The organism is Streptomyces venezuelae, from assembly GCF_008642335.1.
In the GTDB taxonomy this organism is placed as follows: Bacteria; Actinomycetota; Actinomycetes; order Streptomycetales; family Streptomycetaceae; genus Streptomyces; species Streptomyces venezuelae_F.
In genome coordinates, this window is the sequence record NZ_CP029191.1 from 2,142,025 (window position 1) to 2,160,846 (window position 18,822).

General features: G+C 71.7%; 19 protein-coding genes and 1 riboswitch. Of the genes, 9 read left to right on the plus strand and 10 right to left on the minus strand.

Translation table 11 applies throughout. The features are described from left to right. Positions 1–22 precede the first annotated feature (22 nt). The 5 genes from DEJ49_RS09625 to DEJ49_RS09645 form a co-directional block, all read right to left on the minus strand. A complete protein-coding gene (locus DEJ49_RS09625) occupies positions 23–802 on the minus strand; it encodes an ABC transporter ATP-binding protein (RefSeq protein WP_150183746.1) in 780 nt (259 codons plus the stop codon). Then, positions 799–1,887, minus strand: coding sequence for a FecCD family ABC transporter permease (locus DEJ49_RS09630; protein ID WP_411757147.1), 1,089 nt, complete (start codon positions 1,885–1,887; stop codon positions 799–801). Before DEJ49_RS09630 ends, DEJ49_RS09625 begins: the two co-directional genes overlap by 4 nt. Next, positions 1,884–2,912, minus strand: coding sequence for an ABC transporter substrate-binding protein (locus DEJ49_RS09635; RefSeq protein WP_150183747.1), 1,029 nt, complete (start codon positions 2,910–2,912; stop codon positions 1,884–1,886). Before DEJ49_RS09635 ends, DEJ49_RS09630 begins: the two co-directional genes overlap by 4 nt. 65 nt (positions 2,913–2,977) lie before the next feature. Then, a riboswitch (cobalamin riboswitch) is annotated at positions 2,978–3,163 on the minus strand. A gap of 28 nt (positions 3,164–3,191) precedes the next feature. After that, positions 3,192–3,650, minus strand: coding sequence for a VOC family protein (locus DEJ49_RS09640; protein WP_150183748.1), 459 nt, complete (start codon positions 3,648–3,650; stop codon positions 3,192–3,194). Positions 3,651–3,654: 4 nt separating this feature from the next. Next, positions 3,655–4,518 carry a helix-turn-helix domain-containing protein gene (locus DEJ49_RS09645; protein ID WP_150183749.1) on the minus strand — a complete coding sequence of 288 codons (864 nt, stop codon included), beginning with the start codon at positions 4,516–4,518 and terminating at the stop codon, positions 3,655–3,657. A 165-nt stretch (positions 4,519–4,683) separates the two neighbouring features. Between DEJ49_RS09645 and DEJ49_RS09650 the strand changes: the two genes are divergently transcribed. Beyond that, positions 4,684–5,814, plus strand: a complete 1,131-nt coding sequence (locus tag DEJ49_RS09650; protein WP_150183750.1) for a haloacid dehalogenase-like hydrolase — start codon at positions 4,684–4,686, stop codon at positions 5,812–5,814. Positions 5,815–5,818: 4 nt separating this feature from the next. Here the strand turns inward: DEJ49_RS09650 and DEJ49_RS09655 are convergent, their stop codons facing one another. The 3 genes from DEJ49_RS09655 to DEJ49_RS09665 form a co-directional block, all read right to left on the minus strand. Further along, positions 5,819–6,796 (minus strand): asparaginase, encoded by a 978-nt coding sequence (locus tag DEJ49_RS09655; RefSeq protein WP_223832777.1) that lies wholly within the window; start codon positions 6,794–6,796, stop codon positions 5,819–5,821. A gap of 11 nt (positions 6,797–6,807) precedes the next feature. Beyond that, positions 6,808–7,788 carry an alpha/beta fold hydrolase gene (locus DEJ49_RS09660; protein WP_150183752.1) on the minus strand — a complete coding sequence of 327 codons (981 nt, stop codon included), beginning with the start codon at positions 7,786–7,788 and terminating at the stop codon, positions 6,808–6,810. A 126-nt stretch (positions 7,789–7,914) separates the two neighbouring features. Further along, positions 7,915–8,229, minus strand: a complete 315-nt coding sequence (locus DEJ49_RS09665) for a hypothetical protein (RefSeq protein WP_150183753.1) — start codon at positions 8,227–8,229, stop codon at positions 7,915–7,917. Positions 8,230–8,390: 161 nt separating this feature from the next. Between DEJ49_RS09665 and DEJ49_RS09670 the strand changes: the two genes are divergently transcribed. The 5 genes from DEJ49_RS09670 (at position 8,391) to DEJ49_RS09690 (ending at position 12,459) form a co-directional block, all read left to right on the plus strand. Continuing rightward, positions 8,391–8,759: an arsenate reductase family protein gene (locus tag DEJ49_RS09670; protein ID WP_150183754.1), complete on the plus strand. Its 369-nt coding sequence runs from the start codon at positions 8,391–8,393 to the stop codon at positions 8,757–8,759. A 97-nt stretch (positions 8,760–8,856) separates the two neighbouring features. Next, positions 8,857–9,327, plus strand: coding sequence for a hypothetical protein (locus DEJ49_RS09675; protein ID WP_150183755.1), 471 nt, complete (start codon positions 8,857–8,859; stop codon positions 9,325–9,327). Positions 9,328–9,498: 171 nt separating this feature from the next. Further along, positions 9,499–10,527 (plus strand): glutamine synthetase, encoded by a 1,029-nt coding sequence (glnII, locus tag DEJ49_RS09680; RefSeq protein ID WP_150167039.1) that lies wholly within the window; start codon positions 9,499–9,501, stop codon positions 10,525–10,527. Positions 10,528–10,806: 279 nt separating this feature from the next. Beyond that, positions 10,807–11,382, plus strand: coding sequence for a winged helix-turn-helix domain-containing protein (locus DEJ49_RS09685; protein WP_150183756.1), 576 nt, complete (start codon positions 10,807–10,809; stop codon positions 11,380–11,382). A gap of 90 nt (positions 11,383–11,472) precedes the next feature. Next, positions 11,473–12,459, plus strand: coding sequence for an NAD-dependent epimerase/dehydratase family protein (locus tag DEJ49_RS09690; protein WP_223832778.1), 987 nt, complete (start codon positions 11,473–11,475; stop codon positions 12,457–12,459). Between the two features lie 65 nt (positions 12,460–12,524). Here the strand turns inward: DEJ49_RS09690 and DEJ49_RS09695 are convergent, their stop codons facing one another. Continuing rightward, positions 12,525–14,729 (minus strand): MMPL family transporter, encoded by a 2,205-nt coding sequence (locus DEJ49_RS09695; RefSeq protein ID WP_190329302.1) that lies wholly within the window; start codon positions 14,727–14,729, stop codon positions 12,525–12,527. Positions 14,730–14,983: 254 nt separating this feature from the next. Between DEJ49_RS09695 and DEJ49_RS09700 the strand changes: the two genes are divergently transcribed. Genes DEJ49_RS09700 through DEJ49_RS09710 form a run of 3 tightly spaced genes read left to right on the plus strand, consistent with a single transcriptional unit; the run spans position 14,984 to position 18,311 of the window. Beyond that, positions 14,984–16,261, plus strand: a complete 1,278-nt coding sequence (locus DEJ49_RS09700; RefSeq protein WP_150183757.1) for a sensor histidine kinase — start codon at positions 14,984–14,986, stop codon at positions 16,259–16,261. Then, on the plus strand, positions 16,246–16,899 hold the full coding sequence (locus tag DEJ49_RS09705) for a LuxR C-terminal-related transcriptional regulator (RefSeq protein WP_150183758.1): 654 nt from the start codon (positions 16,246–16,248) through the stop codon (positions 16,897–16,899). The genes DEJ49_RS09700 and DEJ49_RS09705 overlap by 16 nt, the downstream gene beginning before the upstream one ends. A 32-nt stretch (positions 16,900–16,931) precedes the next feature. Beyond that, positions 16,932–18,311: a DUF1996 domain-containing protein gene (locus tag DEJ49_RS09710; protein ID WP_150183759.1), complete on the plus strand. Its 1,380-nt coding sequence runs from the start codon at positions 16,932–16,934 to the stop codon at positions 18,309–18,311. A 21-nt stretch (positions 18,312–18,332) separates the two neighbouring features. Here DEJ49_RS09710 and DEJ49_RS09715 read toward each other — a convergent pair whose 3' ends face one another. Then, positions 18,333–18,758 (minus strand): hypothetical protein, encoded by a 426-nt coding sequence (locus DEJ49_RS09715; protein ID WP_150183760.1) that lies wholly within the window; start codon positions 18,756–18,758, stop codon positions 18,333–18,335. Positions 18,759–18,822: the final 64 nt, after the last annotated feature.

The following is an 18,822-nucleotide window of genomic DNA, read 5'->3' on the forward strand; positions in this document are numbered from 1 at the left end:
TACGGTTCGTACGCGGGGTTCCTTACGGGCGTACGAACCGTACCGACGGACGTCCGCCGTCCGGCGTCACCACCGCCCGCACCCCGTACACCTCCGCGATCAGTTTTTCCGTGATGACCTCCGCCGGTGTGCCCGACGCGTACGCCGTGCCCTCCTTGAGGATCAGCAGGTGGTCGCAGAACATCGACGCCAGGTTCAGGTCGTGCAGGGCGATCACGCTCGTGACGGGGAGTTCGGCGACCAGGGACAGCAGGTCCAGCTGGTGCTGGATGTCCAGGTGGTTGGTCGGTTCGTCGAGGAGGAGTTCGCGGGGCTCCTGGGCCAGGGCGCGGGCTATCTGGACGCGCTGGCGTTCGCCGCCGGAGAGCGTGTGCCAGGCCTGGGCGGCGCGTTCGGTGAGTCCGGTGCGTTCGAGGGCCTCGCGCACGGCACGTTCGTCGTGGGGCGTGGGGGTCGACCAGGCGCGGCGGTGCGGGATGCGGCCCAAGCGTACGACGTCCCTCACGGTCAGCTCGGCCGTCGTCGTCGCGTGCTGCTCGACCACGGCGATCCGGCGGGCCACCGCGCGGCGGCCCGTGTCCGGCAGGGTGCGGCCGTCCAGGGTGACCACCCCGGACGCCGGTGCCAGGACGCCCGCGAGCAGGCGCAGCAGGGTGGACTTGCCGGAGCCGTTGGGGCCGAGGAGTCCGACCGTGGCGCCGGTGGGTGGGGCGAGGCTCACCCCGTCGACGATCAGCCTGCCGCCCGCCTCCCTGCTGACGCGGTCCGCTCGCAGGCCCGTGGGGGTGCCCGGAGAGGTCATGTCGTCCTCCGCGTTCTGTACAGCACGGCCACGAACGCCGGTACGCCGATGAGTGACGTCACCACGCCGACCGGGACCTCCTGCGGGTCCAGGGCCGTGCGGGCCAGCGTGTCCACCCAGACCAGGAAGACCGCGCCGGCGAGCGCCGTGACCGGCAGGAGTCTGGCGTGCCCGGAGCCGACGACCGCGCGGGCCGCGTGCGGCAGGACCAGGCCGACGAAGCCGATCGCGCCCGCCGAGCTGACGAGGGCCGCCGTGAGGAGCGCCGTCGTGCAGAGCAGGACGAGCCGGGTGCGGGCCACCCGGACGCCCAGCGCCGCCGCGGCCTCGGGGCCGAACGCGAAGGCGTCGAGCGTACGGGCGTGGCCGAGGCAGACGACCAGCGCGGCCACGAGCACCGCGCCGCACAGCCACACGTCCGTCCAGCCGACCCCGCTGAGCGAGCCGAGGAGCCAGAACAGCACGCCGCGCGTCGTCTCCGCGTCGCCCGCCGTGAGGACGACGAACGATGTGAGCGCGGAGAACAGCTGCATGGCCGCGACGCCCGAGAGCACGACCCGGTCCGTGGTGTCGCCGAGGGTGTGGCTCAGGAGCAGGACGAGGGCGAAGGAGCAGAGCGCGCCGGCGAAGGCTCCCGCGGAGACGGACACCGCTCCCCCGCCGACCCCGAGGACGACGACCGCGACCGCTCCCGTGGACGCCCCGGACGACACTCCGAGCACGAAGGGGTCGGCGAGCGGGTTGCGGAGCAGGGACTGCATGACCGCGCCGCAGACCGCGAGGCCCGCGCCGCAGACGGCCGCCAGCACGGTGCGGGGCATCCGCAGGTTCCAGACGATGCCGTCCCTGATCGGGGTGAGCGGGCTGTCGCCCCAGCCGAGGTGCGCGGCGACGGTCGACCACACGTCGGGCACGGAGATGTCCGCGGGGCCGATCGTGACGGCCACGGAGACGGAGAGGACGAGTGCCGCCGTCCCGGCGAGCCACAGCAGCGCCTGCCGCAGGCGCCCCGGGCGCGCTTCGGGGGAGGGGGAGGCGCCGATCGCGTCGGGACCGGCACTCGCGCCCGGCGCGGCCTCCGTCACTTGACCAGCCCGAACTTCCGCAGGCCCGCAGCCACTTGCTCGATGCCGTCGACCGTACGGATCGTGGGGTTCATGGCCTGGCCACTGAGCAGGACGTACCGCTTCTTCTTCACCGCGGTCAGGTTCTTGGTCGCCGGGTTGGTCTCCAGGAACTTGATCTTCGCGGCGGCGCTCTCCGCGGACTGCGACTTGCGGGTGAGGTCGCCGATGACGAGGACGTCCGGGTCGCGGTCGGCGACGGTCTCCCAGTTGATCTGGGGCCATTCCTCGTGCGTGTCGTCGAAGACGTTCTTCGCGCCGAGTTCGCGGGTGATGATGCCGGGGGCGCCGCAGCAGCCCGCCATGTACGGGGCGTCGGAGTTGGCGAACCAGTACAGGAGCGTGGCGTCGGAGGCGTCGATGTCCCGGGTCGCCTTCGTGACGCGGCTCTTGAGGCCTGCGACGAGCTTTTCGCCGCGCTTCTCCACGTGGAAGACCTTCGCCAGGTCGCGCACCTCGCCGTAGACCGTGTCCATGGTGAGGGTCTTGACGCGCTTGCCGTCGCCACCGCCGTCGTTGTCCTTGCCCGCGCAGTCGCTGGGCGAGACGTAGACGGGGACGTCGAGCTCGTCGAACTTCGCGCGGTCGGCGACGCCGCCCTTGCCGACCGTGTAGAGGAAGGACGCGCTGACGAAGTCCGGCTCCTTGGAGAGGACCTTCTCCAGCGACGGGTAGCGGTCGGCGAGCCGCTCGACCTTCGCGTTGTCCTTCTCCAGGTTCTTCAGGACCGGGTCGGTCCAGGTGCCGGTGCCCACCATGCGGTCGGCGAGGCCGAGCGAGAGGAGGATCTCGGTGGAGCCCTGGTCGAGGGAGACGGCCCGCTTCGGCGGTGCCGGGACTTCCGCGTCCTTGCCGCAGGAGGTGACCGTGACCGGGTAGCCGGTGGCGCTCTTGTCCGCCTTGTCCGACGTGCCGCCCCCGCCGCACGCCGTGAGTGTGAACAGGCAGGCGCAGAGAAGGGCGGATATACGGGCTGTCGAGGACACGTGATCCCTTGGGTGTCGCGGCTCATACGCGGAGCCTGGCCTGCGTCGGACCCCCGCCGCCGGGTGAGCGGCCGGAGGGCGCCAGCAGGTCTTCGGACTCGGGATCGGCCGGGCGGGGCGCCTTCCCGGGCGTCTCGCGACTCCCAGTGGCCGTGGCCCCGCCCGTCCCCCTCACCGCTGCGCGTCAGTTCCGGATTCGCACCGGATTCCCTGGCCCAGGTGTGGGTTTGACTGGCTTGCGCAAGTTATCACGCGGCTTCACGGGCCCGGTGTGCCGCCTTACGGGGCGGGCGTGGATGTCGGCGCGGGCCTCGGCTCGCCCCGATAGGTACCGAACGACCAGCGGTTGCCCTCCGGGTCCTCGATGCCGAACTCACGGCTTCCGTAGGGCTTGTCCTCGATCTCGCTGGTGACCTTCACGCCGGCCTCGACGAGCCGCCGGTACAGCTCGTCGATATGGGCCGTGACGACATACGCGCCCGCCGTGCCGGGCCGCCCGCAGGTGGCCGCGTCGGCGGGATCGTACGAGCCGAGCATCACCCCGCCGCCCTCCGGCCAGTCGAGCTGGGCGTGGGCGACGCGGCCCTCATCTTCGTAGACGGCGGTCCGCAGGAAGCCGACGGTGCCGACGAGGAAGTCGATCAGGGCGGGGGCGTCCTGTGCCTGGAGGCCGGGCCAAATGGCCGGGGCGGGGGTGCTGAGCTGCTCGTTCGCTGTGGTGTCCCGGTTCGTTTCCATGCCCCTACTCTTCGCCCCGGCCGTGCGCCCCGGCTTGGATATTCCGGCACTCCTCGGCCAGCCAGCCGGTCGGCGCCATCCCTGTGTACTGCTGGAAGTCGCGTACGAGGTGGGAGTGGTCGTAGTACCCGGTGTCGGCCGCGACCCGGGCGAGGTCCGGCGGCGCGCCCGCGGCGACCGCGCGGGCCACCACGGTCTTGGCGTGCTGGAAGCGCATCAGGCGGGCCGTCTGCTTGGGGCTGAGACCCGTCTCGGCGCGGAACAGCGCGGTCAGCCTGCGCTCGCTGAGCGCGACGTGCCGGGAGAGGCCGCCGAGCGTGCCCGCGCCCCGGTGCCTGGCCAGCCACGCCCAGGCCTCGGCGACCTCCGGGCGGACGGTTCCCGCCGTGTCCTCCGCCGCGGCCGCGCGCCGCCGCAGGTACGCGGAGAGGAGCGCGAAACGGTCCTCCCAGCGGTCGAGCTCGCACAGCCGCTCGCGGATCCCGGCCGCCGGGCCGCCCAGGACGTCCGTGCCGCCGACGACCAGCTGCCCGGTGAGTCCGGCCGCGGGCAGGCCGAGGAGCGCGCGGGCCGCGAGGGGGTGCACGGCGAGCTGGATGCCGGCCTCGTGCTCGGGCTGTACGACGTACGCGGGGCTCTGGTGCAGGCCGCCCACGATGATGTCGGTGCGTGTCGCGTCCGCGCCGGTCGCCTGGTCCGGGGTGCTGCCGGTGGCGATGGTGCCGTCCAGGGAGAAGATCAGTGTCAGGTACGGCGAGGGGAGGCCCCGGTGCAGGCCGGGGCGCCGGCCCTCGGTGCGGTAGCCGACCGCGGAAACCACCATGCCGTCGAGCCCGGGCGAGGCCCGGACGAACTCACGGGAGTCCATGCACTCAGTATGCGCGGGACTCCTCCGCTACCCGTGTTCACCCGCCCCATGCCCCCGCGTCACGGTGACTTCGATCATGGGAAATGTGGGTGCCGCCGCATAGCATTGCGCGCCGCTCCGGCCGGGGCGCACATCGCTCGCAGGGAACGGCAGGGACATAAAGACATGGCAGTACGGGCAAAGAGCAAGCTGGCCGTCATCGGCACCACGGGCGCGCTGGCCGCCGCCGTGCTCGCGGGCAGCGCCCTGTGGCCGACGGACGAGGCGAGCGCCGCCGACACTCCGGCGGCCACCGCCCGCGAGCTGTCCCACTGGCCGAAGCCCGTCGCGAAGCAGCTCGGCAAGGTCATCGCGGAGAACGACCACAAGGGCGCGTACGCCGTCTTCGACGCGGACAACACGACGTACCGCAACGACCTGGAGGAGTCGCTGCTGCCCTTCCTCGAAATGAAGGGCGTCCTCACCCGCAAGACCATGGACCCGTCCCTGAAGGTCATCCCCTTCAAGGACAAGGCCGGTCACAAGGAGAGCCTGTACAGCTACTACAACCGGCTGTGCGAGGTGGACGACCAGGTCTGCTACCCCTGGGCCGCGCAGATCTTCTCCGGCTTCACGCTGAAGGAGCTCAAGGGGTACGTCGACGAGCTCCTGGCGTACAAGAAGCCGATCCCCGCCGAGTACTACGAGGACGGGAAGCTCACGAAGACCGAGGTGAAGCCGCCGGAGTTCTCGCGCGGCATGCAGCAGCTCTACGGGACGCTGCGGGCGCACGGCATCGAGGTGTACGTGGTCAGCGCGGCCAGCGAGGATCTGGTCCGCATGGTGCTCGCGGACCCGAAGTACGGCTACGGCGTGAAGCCGCAGAACGTCATCGGTGTCTCCCTGCAGCTGAAGGACCGCGAGAGCGGCGAGGTGACCAGCTCCCGCAAGGAGATCGCCGAGGGGCGCTTCGGCGAGAAGGACCGCGCGAAACTCGCGAAGCGCGAGCTGACGCCGAACCTGTGGGCGCCGCTGACCTGGTACGAGGGGAAGCCCGCGGCGATCAACACGTATATCGACGAGTGGCGCAAGCCGATCCTGGCGGCCGGTGACACCCCGCTCAGCGACGGGCCGATGCTGTTCCACTCCGCCGATGTGGCGCACGGCGGCGTGCGGGTGTGGGTCAACCGCAAGGACTCGTACATGAAGCAGCTCGACGGGATGAAGAAGAAGAACGCGGAGCGGCAGCGCGAGCTGGGTCAGAAGGTGACCGCGGACAAGCGGTGGCTGACGGTCACGCCGGACCAGATCGGCTGACCACTCAGCACGTGTTCAACGCACGGAAGGCGTCGGCCACTTGGGTGCGGTCGGCGCCGTCCGCGAGCAGGGCGTGGAGGAGCAGCCGGGCCTTCGGCGCGTCCAACGGCCCGGCGGAGAGCAGGCCGCGCCCCAGCATGTCGTACTCCGAGCCGGGGCCCTTGTACGTCTCGCTCAGCAGCGGGCCCGCGCCGGTGCGGGAGGCGAGGACGACGGGCATGCGGGCGGCGAGCGCGGCCAGCGGGTCGACGAGCCAGGTGGGGACGTGGCCCGCGCCGAACGCCGCCACGACCAGGCCGCCGAACCGTTCGTCGACCGCTTCGAGGAGCTCGCCGCGGTCCCCGAGGGTGAGCGTGACCAGGGCTACGCGGGCGGTACCGCGCAGGTTCAGGGGGCGGTCGGTCACCGCTCCCGCGGGCCGGAGCAGGATGTGCGGCCTGCCCTCGACGACCCGGCCGAGGGGCCCCGCGCCCGGCGACGCGAACGTCGCGACGGACGTGGTGTGCGTCTTCCGTACGTGCCGCGCGGCATGGATCTCGTCGGCGAGGACCGCGACGACGCCGAGGTCCGCGCAGCCTGGGTCGGCGGCGACGGCCAGGGCGGCGGCGAGATTCGCGGGGCCGTCGGCGCCCGGCAGGTCGGGCCGCCGCATCGCGCCGGTCACGACGACGGGGGCGCGGCGCGCACAGGCGAGGTCGAGCAGGAAGGCGGTCTCCTCCAGGGTGTCGGTGCCCTGCACCACGACGACGCCGTGTCCCTCGGCCGTCGCCGCGTCGACCCGCCCGGCGAGCTCGGCCACGTCCTCGAAGTCCAGCGAGGAGCTGGGCAGCCTGCGCACGTCGTGCACCTCGACCTCGACGCCCGGCGGCACGGCACCGAGGCCCGCGAGGACCTCGGCCCCGGAGAGCCGGCCCGAACCGCCCCCGCCCTGCGCGGAGATGGTGCCGCCGAGGGTGAACACGGACACGGTCGTCTTCGTCACGGGGGCCCTCGTCAGGAGCCCGTGGCCGCGCGGTGGCCGATGAGCGTTCTGGGGTGCGGGTGCTCTTCGGTCGTCCACGCCGCCACCCACTTGGCCAGTGCACCGCCCGCCCGGGTCCATGCGAAGTGGTCGAGCGCGGCGCCCGCTTCATGGGCCGTGTAGTGGCGGCGGGTCACGCGCGCTTCCGGGACCTTGGCCAGGAGGTGGTTCAGGGAGGAGGCGGGGGCGTACGTGTCGTCGTCCACCGAGACCGCGAGGACGGGGAGGGCGAGGGTGGCCAGCGTCGATTCGTAGTCGAGGGTGGAGCCTTCCGCGCTGTAGCGGCCCGTCCGCACCTGTCGTGCCCAGTCGCGCATGACGCCCTTGGGCTGGTTGCCGCCGAAGCCGAGCCGGGTGCCGGGCCAGCGGCCCAGGATCGTCGCCGTGCCGGCGATCAGGAGCTGTACCAGGAGCAGGCCCGTGCCGCGCAGCGGGGCGAACGCGCGGTGCCAGACCGAGCCCGTGGCGACCACGGCCACGCCGTCCACGGCGGAGTGCCGCCCCGCCGACGCCGCGTACACCAGGCCGAGCTGGCCGCCCAGGCTGTGGCCGAGCAGGAACAGGGGCGGCTCCGTGCCGAGTTCGTCGCGGATCGCGGCCACGACGGCGGGGAGGTCTTCCTCGACGATCTCGCGGTACCCGTGTCCCGGCGCGCCGCGCCCCGCCGAGGACGGCGTCGCCTCGCCCTGGCCGCGCAGGTCGACGGTGAGCACGGTCAGGCCCTCGTCGTGGAGTTGGCGCGCGAAGCGGCGGTAGAAGCGGGCGGGGACGCCCATCGCGGGCAGGATGAGCACGGCGGGGGCGGGGGGCGGGCCGGGCGCCGGGCCCGATCCTGACGGCAGGAAGCGTTCCGGCTCGGGGGCGCGGAGTGCGCGGACGGGAAGCCGTGTGCCGTCCGGGAGTTCGGCGGTCGTCAGGAGCGGCAGTTCGCCGACGGGTTCCTGCTGGGTCATGGGACTCAGCATGTCCCATCGCACAGGTGAACGCACGGCATCGCGCGCGGAACGGGGCACCTGGAAGGCCAATTCCCTCCAGGTGGCCCGTACTTGCGGCAGCGCGCCACGGCCGGCGCGCTCGGATCAGCGGCTGTACCGCATGAGCGCCCGCACCATGTGGCAGGTGATGTCGGACGGCGGATGGATCCCGACGTCCTCCGCCATCCGCCGGATCGTGCTGTTCTTCGCCTGGTTCGGCAGATAGACGCCCGAGTCGAGCAGCGCTATCGCGAGACGCATGGCCTTCAGGCGGCGGTTGTGGTTGACGTACCACTCGCGCGGGCGTCCGGCGGGCAGCGCCTTCTTCTCCAGCGGTGCGTACGGCAGGTCGATCAGGACGGGCTTGGGAACGGTCTTGGACACACGCTTCGATGTGAGTGCGGCAGCGGCCACAGGCATCCTCCTGTCGCGGTCAGGACCCCCCGTCGGGCGCCCTCGAACACTACTGTGATTCTACTGCCCTGCACTGACAATCGCCGCTGGCCAGACCGGGTTTGGGGTAATCGAACAGAAAGCCGCCGCGGGGCCTGCGACGGGTGGTTCGCAGGTAGCGTGTGGGCATGGAGATCTGGATCAATCCCGCCTGCTCGAAGTGCCGCAGCGCGCTCACGCTGCTCGACGCGGAGGGCGCCGACTACACCGTGCGGCGCTACCTCGACGACGTACCCACCGAGGACGAGATCCGCACCGTCCTCGACCGGCTCGGCCTCGAACCCTGGGACATCACCCGCACCCAGGAACAGGCCGCCAAGGACCTGAACCTCAAGGACGCCGAGGCGTGGCCCCGCGACGCGTCAGGCCGCGACCGCTGGATCAAGGCCCTCTCCGACCACCCGAAGCTGATCCAGCGCCCGATCATCACGGCGGACGACGGCACGGCGGTCGTGGGCCGCACGGAGGAAGCGGTGCGGGACGCGCTCTCCCGCTGAGGGCCCCGGTTGTCCGGCGACTGATGACTCAAGTCCGGCAAACCGTTACATACCCCTGCCTAGCGTGGAGTGCTCCAGAACCAGAGAGGAGCGCGCCGTGCGGAGCTGGATGTCCGGGGGTGTATACGGAACCGTCCTCGCGAGCGCGCTGCTCGCGGCCCTGCAGTCGCAGGGGGACCCCTACACGCCCTACTACGACGCGTCCTGGGTGATGGTGACGGCCGGCACGGCCGCCCTCGCCCACGGCTACGCGCACCACATGTCGACGTACCGGCCGGGCCGCGGCGCGCACCGCTGGCGCCAGCTCGGCTGGGCGCTCGTCGACGAGTGGCCGGTGATCGTCGCCTGCTGGCCGACCGTGCTGCTGCTGGTCCTCGCCGGGGCCTTCGGCTGGCCCGAGAGCCCCGTGACGTACGGCGGGCTGCTCCTGAACGCCGCCCTCCTCTTCGCCTGGGGCACCGTGGCCGCGGCGCGGGTCGGCTACCGGCGCCGCTCCGCCCTGCTGATCGGCGGCGCCGACGCGACGATCGGGCTCGCGATAGCGGCCGCCAACGCGGTCATCAAATGACGCCCACCCCACGCGTGCCCGTGACGTCAGCCACACGCGCCCCAGGTAACACGGGGTTCACACAAGAGCAACGGTCGGGAAATCGCCGGTTGCCAGTCTTCCGCCCATCACCACGGCACCGCAGCACCCGCACGTTCTGCGCCGTACCGAGCGTTATGAGGATGAGGCCCCGTGACCTTCAAGGCTGAGTACATCTGGATCGACGGCACCGAGCCGACCGCGAAGCTCCGTTCCAAGACGAAGATCCTGGCGGACGACGCGAAGGGCGCGGAGCTGCCGCTCTGGGGCTTCGACGGGTCCAGCACGAACCAGGCCGAGGGCCACGCCTCGGACCGCGTGCTCAAGCCGGTCTTCACCTGCCCGGACCCGATCCGCGGCGGCGCGGACGTCCTCGTCCTGTGCGAGGTCCTCAACACGGACATGACGCCGCACGAGTCCAACACCCGCGCCGAACTGGCCGAGGTCGCGGGCCGCTTCGCCGCGCAGGAGCCGATCTTCGGCATCGAGCAGGAGTACACGTTCTTCGAGGGCGACCGCCCGCTCGGCTTCCCCGTCGGCGGCTTCCCCGCCGCGCAGGGCGGCTACTACTGCGGTGTCGGCGCGGACGAGATCTTCGGCCGTGACGTCGTCGAGGCGCACCTGGAGCACTGCCTCACGGCGGGCCTCGGCATCTCCGGCATCAACGCCGAGGTCATGCCCGGCCAGTGGGAGTTCCAGGTCGGGCCGCTCGCCCCGCTGGAGGTCTCCGACCAGCTGTGGATCGCCCGCTGGCTGCTCTACCGCACCGCCGAGGACTTCAAGGTCTCCGCGACCCTCGACCCCAAGCCGGTCAAGGGCGACTGGAACGGCGCGGGCGCGCACACCAACTTCTCCACCAAGGCGATGCGCGAGGGCTACGCCCCGATCATCACCGCCTGCGAGTCCCTCGGCGAGGGCTCCAAGCCGATGGACCACGTCAAGAACTACGGCGCGGGCATCGACGACCGCCTCACCGGTCTCCACGAGACCGCGCCCTGGGACGAGTACAAGTACGGCGTCTCCGACCGCGGCGCCTCGGTCCGCATCCCGTGGCAGGTCGAGGTGGAGCAGAAGGGCTACATCGAGGACCGCCGCCCCAACGCGAACGTCGACCCGTACGTCGTGACGCGGCTGCTCGTCGACACCTGCTGCACCGCGCTGGAGAAGGCCGGCCAGGTCTGATCCCCACCCGTCACTCAAGGGTCGCCCGTCGCTCACGGTGGGCGACCCTCTCTTCATCTGATTCAATGGAGCCATGGGCAGCCACCAGATCACCGCGACGGGTCGTCATGACCTCGAGCCTTTCTGGCCCTCCCGTCAGCACCACGACTTCGACCGGGTGTGTTGCCGCGCGACGAACGCGCGGGCCTTCTAAAGCCGTTCACCCGGCCTTCGCCTGACGCGCACGACGTACGTCTCGTTCTCGACGACTCCTTCTTCGCGCGAAAGAGCTGACTCCCCATGGCGAACTCCCGTTCCTTCTCTGCCTCCGCTCCCTCCACCCTCACCCCTCCCCCGGTGCCCGGCCGCGGCCGACTGCGAGCCGTCGCGCCCGACGAGGTGGTGCAGATCGCCGACTTCCTGCCGCCGGGCGCCACCTGGCTGCCCGCGCCGCAGCACACCCTGCCGACCCTGCCGGGCCAGCCGCCGATGGTCGGCTACCTCGTCCTCGTGCCGGCCGGCCAGGAGCCCGTCACCGCCGCCCCCGAACCCGTGCTGCCCGAGCCGCGGCAGGCACCCGCCCCCGGCCCCATCAGGATCGACGCCGTGCAGCGCGCCGCCGAGGTCGAAGGGCGCGTCCTCGACCTCACGTACCTGGAGTTCGAGCTCCTCGCCCACCTCGTCGCGCATCCCCACCGGGTGCACACCCGCGACCAGTTGGTGACGACGGTGTGGGGGTACGGCCACGTGGGCGACGGCCGCACCGTCGACGTGCACGTGGCGCGGCTGCGCCGCAAGCTGGGCGCCGAGCACCGCAGGACGATCCAGACGGTGCGCCGCGTCGGCTACAAGTACGCGCCGCCCACCGCCCGCTGAGCCGAGCTGCCCTTCGAGCTGCGGTTCCGCGCTCTGCCCCGAGCAGAACCCGGTTCACAGGACCGGGGTCGCCGGGGCAGAGTCACCGGCATGAGACTTCTGATGCTTGGCGGTACCGAGTTCGTGGGGCGTGCGGTCACCGAGGCGGCCCTGGCCAGGGGCTGGGACGTGACGGTCTTCCACCGCGGTCGCCACGCGGCGCCCGCGGGCACCCGTGCCGTGCACGGTGACCGCACCGCCGAGGGCGGCCTCGACGCGCTGGCCGACGGCGAGTGGGACGTGGTCGTCGACACCTGGTCGGCGGCGCCGCGGGCGGTGCGGGACGCGGCCCGGCTGCTCGCGGGGCGCGCGGGGCGGTACGTGTACGTCTCCAGCGGCTCCGTGTACCGCTACCCGGGCGAGGCGGGCTCCGACGAGGGCTTCCCCGTGGTGGACGGTGATCCGGACGCGGACGCGACGGCGTACGCGGAGGACAAGCGGGGCGGCGAGCTCGCCGCGGTCGCCGCGTTCGGGGAGGAGCGGACGGTGCTCGCGCGGGCCGGTCTCATCCTCGGTCCGTACGAGAACATCGGGCGGCTGCCGTGGTGGCTGAACCGGATGGCGCGCGGCGGTCCCGTCCTCGCCCCCGGGCCCCGGGACCTCGACATCCAGTACGTCGACGTGCGGGACCTCGCCGAGTGGGTCCTCGACGCGGCGGCCGACGGGCTGCACGGCGCGTACAACCTGGTCAGTCCCATGGGGCGGATCACGATGGGCGAGCTCCTCGACGCGTGCGCGGAGGTGGCGGGTCCGGAGGCGACGCTGCGGTGGACCGAGCCGCGGGTGGTGCTGGACGCCGGTATCGAGCAGTGGTCGGAGCTGCCGGTGTGGCTGGCGCCGGGCGAGCTGCACGACACGATGCACCGGACGTCGTCAGAGAAGGCGGTCGCGGCGGGGCTCAGGACCCGGCCCGTCGCCGAGACGGTCCGCGACACGTGGGAGTGGCTGCGGTCCGTCGGCGGGACGGCGCCGCAGCGGCCCGACCGGCCGGCCGTCGGGCTCGCCTCCGAGAAGGAGGCGAAGGCGCTCGGCCTGTGAGATGAACGGGGTGGTCCCCGGTGCGGACGGAGCCGCGCCGGGGACCACCTCGTACCGTACGAGCGTCAACGGGCGCTCGGGATGCGGGTGTTGTGCGAGTGGGTGCGCGGCCCCGCGGTCGGCTCCGCGTCCTCGTGGGAGATCTTCGGCAGCCACCGCAGGTAGCTCGGCGTGTGCCAGTTGCGTTCGCCCAGGAGGGTCATCAGGGACGGCAGCAGGATCATGCGGACCACCGTCGCGTCCAGCAGGACCGCCACGCCCAGGCCCACGCCCATCTGCTGCATGTCCTGCATGGACAGCGTGCCGAACACCGCGAAGACCGCCACCATGATCACGGCCGCGCCCGTGACGGCGCCCGCCGTGCGCATGATGCCCTCGCGGATCGCCGCGCGGTTGTCCATGCCCCGGTCGCGGGACTCGCGGATCCGGGAGACCACGAACACGTGGTAGTCCATGGAGAGCCCGAAGAGGACGACGAGGACGAACAGCGGCATCCAGTTCTCGATCGCGCCGACCTTCTCCGAACCTATGAGTTCCGCGCCCCAGCCGTACTGGAAGACGGCGGTCATGACGCCGTAGGCGGCGCCCACCGAAAGCAGGTTCAGCGCGATCGACGTCACCGCGATCACCACCGAGCGGAAGCTGAACAGCATCAGGAGGAACGTCACCGCGGTGATGAAGGCGAAGACCGGCACGATGCCCCTGCCGAGCTGGTCGCCGAAGTCCTCGGACGAGGCCAGGTCCCCGCCCACGTACGCGTCGACGTCCAGCCCGTCGAAGGCCGCCGGGACCGTGTCGTCCCGCAGCTCGTGCAGGGCCTTCTTCGCCTCGGCGTCCGTGCCGTCGCCCGGCAGCGGCACCGTGATCTCGGCGACGCCCGCCGCCTTGTGGACGGTGAGTTCGGCGCCGTCACCGGCCTTGCGGGTCAGCGAGTCGAGCGCGTCCCGGACGGGCTGCGCACCGATGTCGTCCGCCTTGACGACCACGCGGGCCGGGGCCGGGCCGCCCGGGAACTCGTCGGTGATCTCCTGGTACGCGACGGACAGCGGCGCGTCGGAGCCGAACTGCTTCTCCAGGCCGAGCTGTTCGGTCTTCATGCCGAGCGCGGGCGCGGCGAGGGCGAGCAGGAGGACCGCGGCGCCGACGGCGAAGAACTTCGGACGGGCCAGGACGGGGCGCAGCACCTTGCCGGCCAGGCCACCGCTCGCGTGCGCGCCCTTCTTGTACGAGCCCTTCTTGGCGCGGCGGTTCAGGAACGGGATGCGGCCGGCGTCGATCCGGTCGCCGAGCCCCGCGAGCAGTGCGGGCAGAACGGTGACCGAGCCGAGCATCGCCACGCACACCACGAGGATCGTGGCGACGGCGAAGCCCTTGAAGAGGAGCAGCCCGGACAGGAACATGCCCGCCATGGCGACCATCACGGTGAGGCCGGAGACGAGGACGGCGCGCCCGCTGGTCGCCGCGGCGATCCGCAGGGCCGTCTCCGCGTCCCGCCCCGCCGCGCGCTCGTCCCGCTCGCGGCGCAGGTAGAAGAGGCAGTAGTCGACGCCGACCGCGAGGCCCATCAGGAACATCACGGAGTACGTCGTCTCGAACAGGTGCAACTGGTGGCTGGCCAGCGAGAGCAGGCCGAACGCCGCCACGCACGCGGTGAGCGCGAGCCCGACCGGCAGCAGTGCGGCGACGACCGCGCCGAAGGCGATCAGGAGGATGCCGAGCGCGAGCGGCACCGCGGTGAACTCGGCCTTCTTCAGGTCGTCGGCGAGCAGGTCGGACAGCTCCTTCTCGGAGCTCGCGTCGCCGAACTGGTGCACGGAGATGCCGTGTCCTGCCCCGTCGTCCCGCGCCTTCGCCACGGCGTCGAGGACCGGCTCGACGTGGTCGACGGCGTCGTCCGACGCCCCCTTGATCTCAAACCGGAGCAGCGCTTCCTTGCCGTCCTCGGAGGGCAGCGGCGCCTTGAGGCCGCGTACCTCGCCGGTCGCGTCCAGGGCCTTCGACAGGTCGGCGGCCGCGTGCCGCCATCCGTCGGCGGTGTGCGCGCCGACCATGACGAGTTCGCCGGCCGGCTCGTCGACACCCGCGTCCTTCAGGATCTCGGCGGCGCGGCCCGAGTCGCCGACGCCCATCTCCTCGTCGGAGGCGGTCACCGTGCCGGTGGCCCCGCCGATGACCGTGGCCAGGACCACGAAGACCAGCCAGCCGAGGACGGCCGCCTTCCGGTGGTGTGCGCTCCACACACCGAGTCGTGCCGCGAGGTTCCGCCTCATTGGCGCTTCGCCCCCATCAAGTCTGCGTGAGTATGCGTCGGATAAGACGTGACTCACGCTAGAAATCGGGGGCCGTGCGCCCCAGCCGCCGAAGCCCCCTCTGCCCGAAGCACAGGGCGAGGCTCCGGGGTGTCGTCAGGTACACCCCGGCCCGGGTGGAGGGCCCAATGACTCGCCCTGCGGGCACCGACGAAGATGTGACCGTGCCGGACGCACGGAACGCGGCCGGACCCACGGTGTGACGAGAGGGATGGATGACCATGAAGAGGCTCAAGGACGCGGTGGTCGCGGGGGCGCGCGGCCTCTACCTCACGATCTTCGCGCTGGCGGGTTCGATCGTCCTCTTCGTGCTGTCCGTGCTGTCGATCGCGTTCATCCTGCTGGGCATCGGCGTCTTCACCACACCGGCGGTCCTCACGCTCCTGCGCGCCTACGCCAACACCTACCGGAGCCTGGCCGGATCGTGGTCGGACGTGCCCATCCCGCACGCCTACCGGCCCTTCCCGCCCGACCTGCGCTCCGGCGTCACCGGGCAGGTGGAGCGCTGCTCGCTGATGCTCAAGGACCCGGCGACCTGGCGCGACCTCCAGTGGCTCCTGGTCAACATGACCGTGGCGCCGGTCGTCGCGGTCCTCGCGCCCTCGCTCATCCTCTACATGCTGTACGGCTGGGTGCTCGCCGCCGGTGTGTGGGAGCCGATCTACGACGCGGGCGGCGGCGAGTGGTTCGCGTTCATCCACGTCACCTCGCAGGACACCGCCGACCAGGCGGCGCTGCTCGGCACCGGCTTCTTCATCCTCTCGCTCTTCGTCAACCCCGCCCTCGTACGCGGCCACTTCCTCCTCGCCCGCGCCTGCATCTCCCCCACCGCGAGGATGCGCGAGCGCGCACTGGCGCGGCGCGTGGACCGGCTGACCGAGACCCGGCACGACGCCGTCGACAACTCCGCCGCCGAGCTGCGCCGCATCGAGCGCGACCTGCACGACGGCGCGCAGGCCCGCCTGGTCGCCATGGGCATGGACCTCGGCACCATCGAGGCGATGATCGAGACCAACCCCGCCAAGGCCAAGGAGCTGATCGCCAAGGCCCGGCAGAACTCCGGCGAGGCCCTGACCGAGCTGCGCGACCTGGTCCGCGGCATCCACCCGCCGGTCCTCGCCGAACGCGGTCTCGGCGACGCGGTCAAGGCCCTCGCACTGCGCCTGCCGCTGCCCACGGAGGTCGACGTGGAGCTGCCGGGGCGTGCGGAGGCGCCGGTCGAGTCGGCCGCGTACTTCGCGGTGAGCGAGTCCCTGACCAACGCGATCAAGCACTCGGGCGCAGACCGCGTCTGGGTGGACATGCACCACGCCGACGGCATGCTGCGCATCGCCGTCACCGACAACGGCAAGGGCGGGGCGGTCACCGGTGCGGGCTCCGGGCTGAGCGGCATCGAACGCCGGCTCGGTACATTCGACGGCGTACTGGCCGTCAGCAGTCCCGCGGGCGGCCCGACCATGGTGACCATGGAGATCCCTTGCGTGTTGTCCTAGCCGAAGACCTCTTCCTGCTCCGTGACGGCCTGGTGCGGATGCTGGAGGCGTTCGACTTCGAGATCGCCGCCGCCGTGGAGAGCGGGCCCGAACTGACCAAGGCCCTGGAGGAGTTGCAGCCGGACGTCGCCGTCGTCGACGTCCGGCTTCCGCCGTCCCACACGGACGAGGGCCTGCAGTGCGCGCTCGCCGCGCGCCGGGCCCGCCCCGGACTGCCCGTCCTGGTCCTCTCGCAGCACGTGGAGCAGTTGTACGCGCGCGAGCTCCTCGCCGACGGGAACGGGGGCGTCGGCTATCTCCTCAAGGACCGGGTCTTCGACGCGGCGCAGTTCGTCGACGCCGTGCGGCGCGTCGCTGCGGGTGGCACCGCGATGGACCCGCAGGTCATCCAGCAGCTCCTGTCCCGGCGGTCCGCCGCCGACGAACCGCTCGGCGCGCTCACCCCGCGCGAGCGCGAGGTGCTCGAACTCATGGCGCAGGGACGGTCGAACGCGGCGATCGCGGCGCAGCTCGTCGTCACCGAGCGGGCCATCGCCAAGCACACGTCCAACATCTTCGGGAAGCTGGACCTGGCGGTCTCCGACGACGACAACCGCCGGGTCCTCGCCGTCCTCGCCTATCTGGACCAGGGGCGGTGAACGCGGCGGGTCGCTGATGCGTATGTAGCCCCATGGGACGTACCTCACGAAAACGATCAAGGCTGGCGCGGCGCGTGGTCGCCGCGTCCGCAGCGGTAATCATGGGCGGCGGCGGCCTGGTCGCCGTGAACGTCTACGCGAACGCCGAGGAGGGCTCGGATCAGCCCCCGCCGCAGAGTGCCGGGCAGCAACTGTCGACCATCAGCTGCCCGGACGTGGGCAATCAGCTGCCGGAGGTGCCGGATGCCGCGCGCGGCGAGGTGGACCGGCAGCTCGCGGATCTGGACAGCCAGATCACGGACGCGTACGGGCGGTTCGAGCAGACCCGGGACAAGGAGTCCCTGCTCGGGCCCCTGGAGGAGCAGCGCAGAAAGACCCTCGGCGGCATCTCCGACACCCTGGACCGCTCCGGCGCCCGCCCCGAGGGCCTCGACGGAATGGCGCCCTGCACGCTGCGCGCCGACGACCAGGAACAAGGCCAAGAACAGGAACAGGGCCAGGAACAGGAACAGAGCGCGTCCGCCAACGGTCCCGAAGCCGGGGACTTCGTCGAGATCCGGTCCGTCCGGCCCAACGTCGACCGCCCCCGCAACGGCCGCAACGCCTCGCGCGGCACCTTCACCACCCGGTGCGGCCGCAACGCGAACGGAAAGTTCAACCCGGACAACGTCATCGTCGCGCCCGGTGTGAGCAACGGCGCCCACCACATGCACGACTACGTGGGCAACCAGGCGACAGACGCCTTCTCCGATGACAACGACCTCGCGAACGGGCGGACCAGCTGCCGCGACCAGGGCGACAAGTCGACGTACTACTGGCCCGTCCTGCGGCTGCAGAACGGCCGGGACGAGGACGACGCGCAGGCCGACGGCGGCGGCAAGGACCAGAACGTCGGCGAGATCCAGACACCCGCTTCCGTCTCGCTGAAGTTCGCCGGGAACCCGGTGAGCAAGGTCGTCGCGATGCCACGCTTCCTGCGCATCATCACCGGTGACGCGAAGGCGTTCACCAACGGCGACGCCAACGCCAACGCGTCGTGGAGCTGCACCGGCTTCGAGAACCGGCAGCTGAAGGACAAGTACCCGATCTGCCCCGAGGGCAGCAAGGTCGTCCGTACGTTCAACTTCCAGAGCTGCTGGGACGGGCAGAACACCGACAGCGCCAACCACCGCACCCACGTCGCCTTCGCCGACCCGCGCACCGGCGCCTGCCCGCGCGGCTTCCGCGCCGTGCCGCAGCTGGTGCAGCGCATCGTGTACGACGTGCCGCCGGGGCCCGGCTTCGCCGTCGACTCGTTCCCCGAGCAGCTGCACAAGCCCGTCACCGACCACGGCGACTTCATCAACGTCTTCGACGAGCGGCTGATGCGCCGCGTCGCCAAGTGCATCAACTCCGGCCGGCGCTGCACCTGAGGACTCCGCCCCCGACGGTCCTCACCCCTCGTGGTGACCGTGGTGGTTCCCGCCGTGCCTCCCCGCGGCGTCCACCACGGTCCCGCCGAGGCGGTCGTGGAGCGCCGCGATGTCGTCGGCGGCGCCGACCGCCACCCAACTGCTGCCGCCGACGAGGTACGTACCGCCGTAGTCGTTCGCCTCGTCGAGCCATTCGGCCTGGCCACGGGCGTTTGTAAAGGTTACGAGCACGTAGCGCCGGGCACCGTTCTGACAGGTGGCCTGGCGCAGCTCCGCCGCGTCCGTCCGGACGTCCGGCCTGCACCCCGCCTCGGCCGCCAGCTGCTCAAGGCTGCCGCTCGCCGTGCGTGGTGTGCCGTCACCCCCCGAGCCGCATCCCATCACCATCATCAGGGCTCCCGCAGCCATGCCCGAAAGCGCGTACCGCGCCGCACCGACCGTCCTCATCGTCGTCCCACCAGCCTCTTCCGGCGAGTTCGACTCGCCTGTCTCGTATGCACCGTTGTTGGCG

Coding starts and splice junctions, on each gene's coding strand:
- DEJ49_RS09625 (WP_150183746.1), bottom strand. CDS start 802: ATGACCTCTCCGGGCACCCCCACGGGCCTGCGAGCGGACCGCGTCAGC.
- DEJ49_RS09640 (WP_150183748.1), bottom strand. CDS start 3,650: ATGGAAACGAACCGGGACACCACAGCGAACGAGCAGCTCAGCACCCCC.
- DEJ49_RS09645 (WP_150183749.1), bottom strand. CDS start 4,518: ATGGACTCCCGTGAGTTCGTCCGGGCCTCGCCCGGGCTCGACGGCATG.
- DEJ49_RS09650 (WP_150183750.1), top strand. CDS start 4,684: ATGGCAGTACGGGCAAAGAGCAAGCTGGCCGTCATCGGCACCACGGGC.
- DEJ49_RS09660 (WP_150183752.1), bottom strand. CDS start 7,788: ATGACCCAGCAGGAACCCGTCGGCGAACTGCCGCTCCTGACGACCGCC.
- DEJ49_RS09665 (WP_150183753.1), bottom strand. CDS start 8,229: ATGCCTGTGGCCGCTGCCGCACTCACATCGAAGCGTGTGTCCAAGACC.
- DEJ49_RS09670 (WP_150183754.1), top strand. CDS start 8,391: ATGGAGATCTGGATCAATCCCGCCTGCTCGAAGTGCCGCAGCGCGCTC.
- DEJ49_RS09685 (WP_150183756.1), top strand. CDS start 10,807: ATGGCGAACTCCCGTTCCTTCTCTGCCTCCGCTCCCTCCACCCTCACC.
- DEJ49_RS09690 (WP_223832778.1), top strand. CDS start 11,473: ATGAGACTTCTGATGCTTGGCGGTACCGAGTTCGTGGGGCGTGCGGTC.
- DEJ49_RS09695 (WP_190329302.1), bottom strand. CDS start 14,729: ATGAGGCGGAACCTCGCGGCACGACTCGGTGTGTGGAGCGCACACCAC.
- DEJ49_RS09700 (WP_150183757.1), top strand. CDS start 14,984: ATGACCATGAAGAGGCTCAAGGACGCGGTGGTCGCGGGGGCGCGCGGC.
- DEJ49_RS09710 (WP_150183759.1), top strand. CDS start 16,932: ATGGGACGTACCTCACGAAAACGATCAAGGCTGGCGCGGCGCGTGGTC.
- DEJ49_RS09715 (WP_150183760.1), bottom strand. CDS start 18,758: ATGAGGACGGTCGGTGCGGCGCGGTACGCGCTTTCGGGCATGGCTGCG.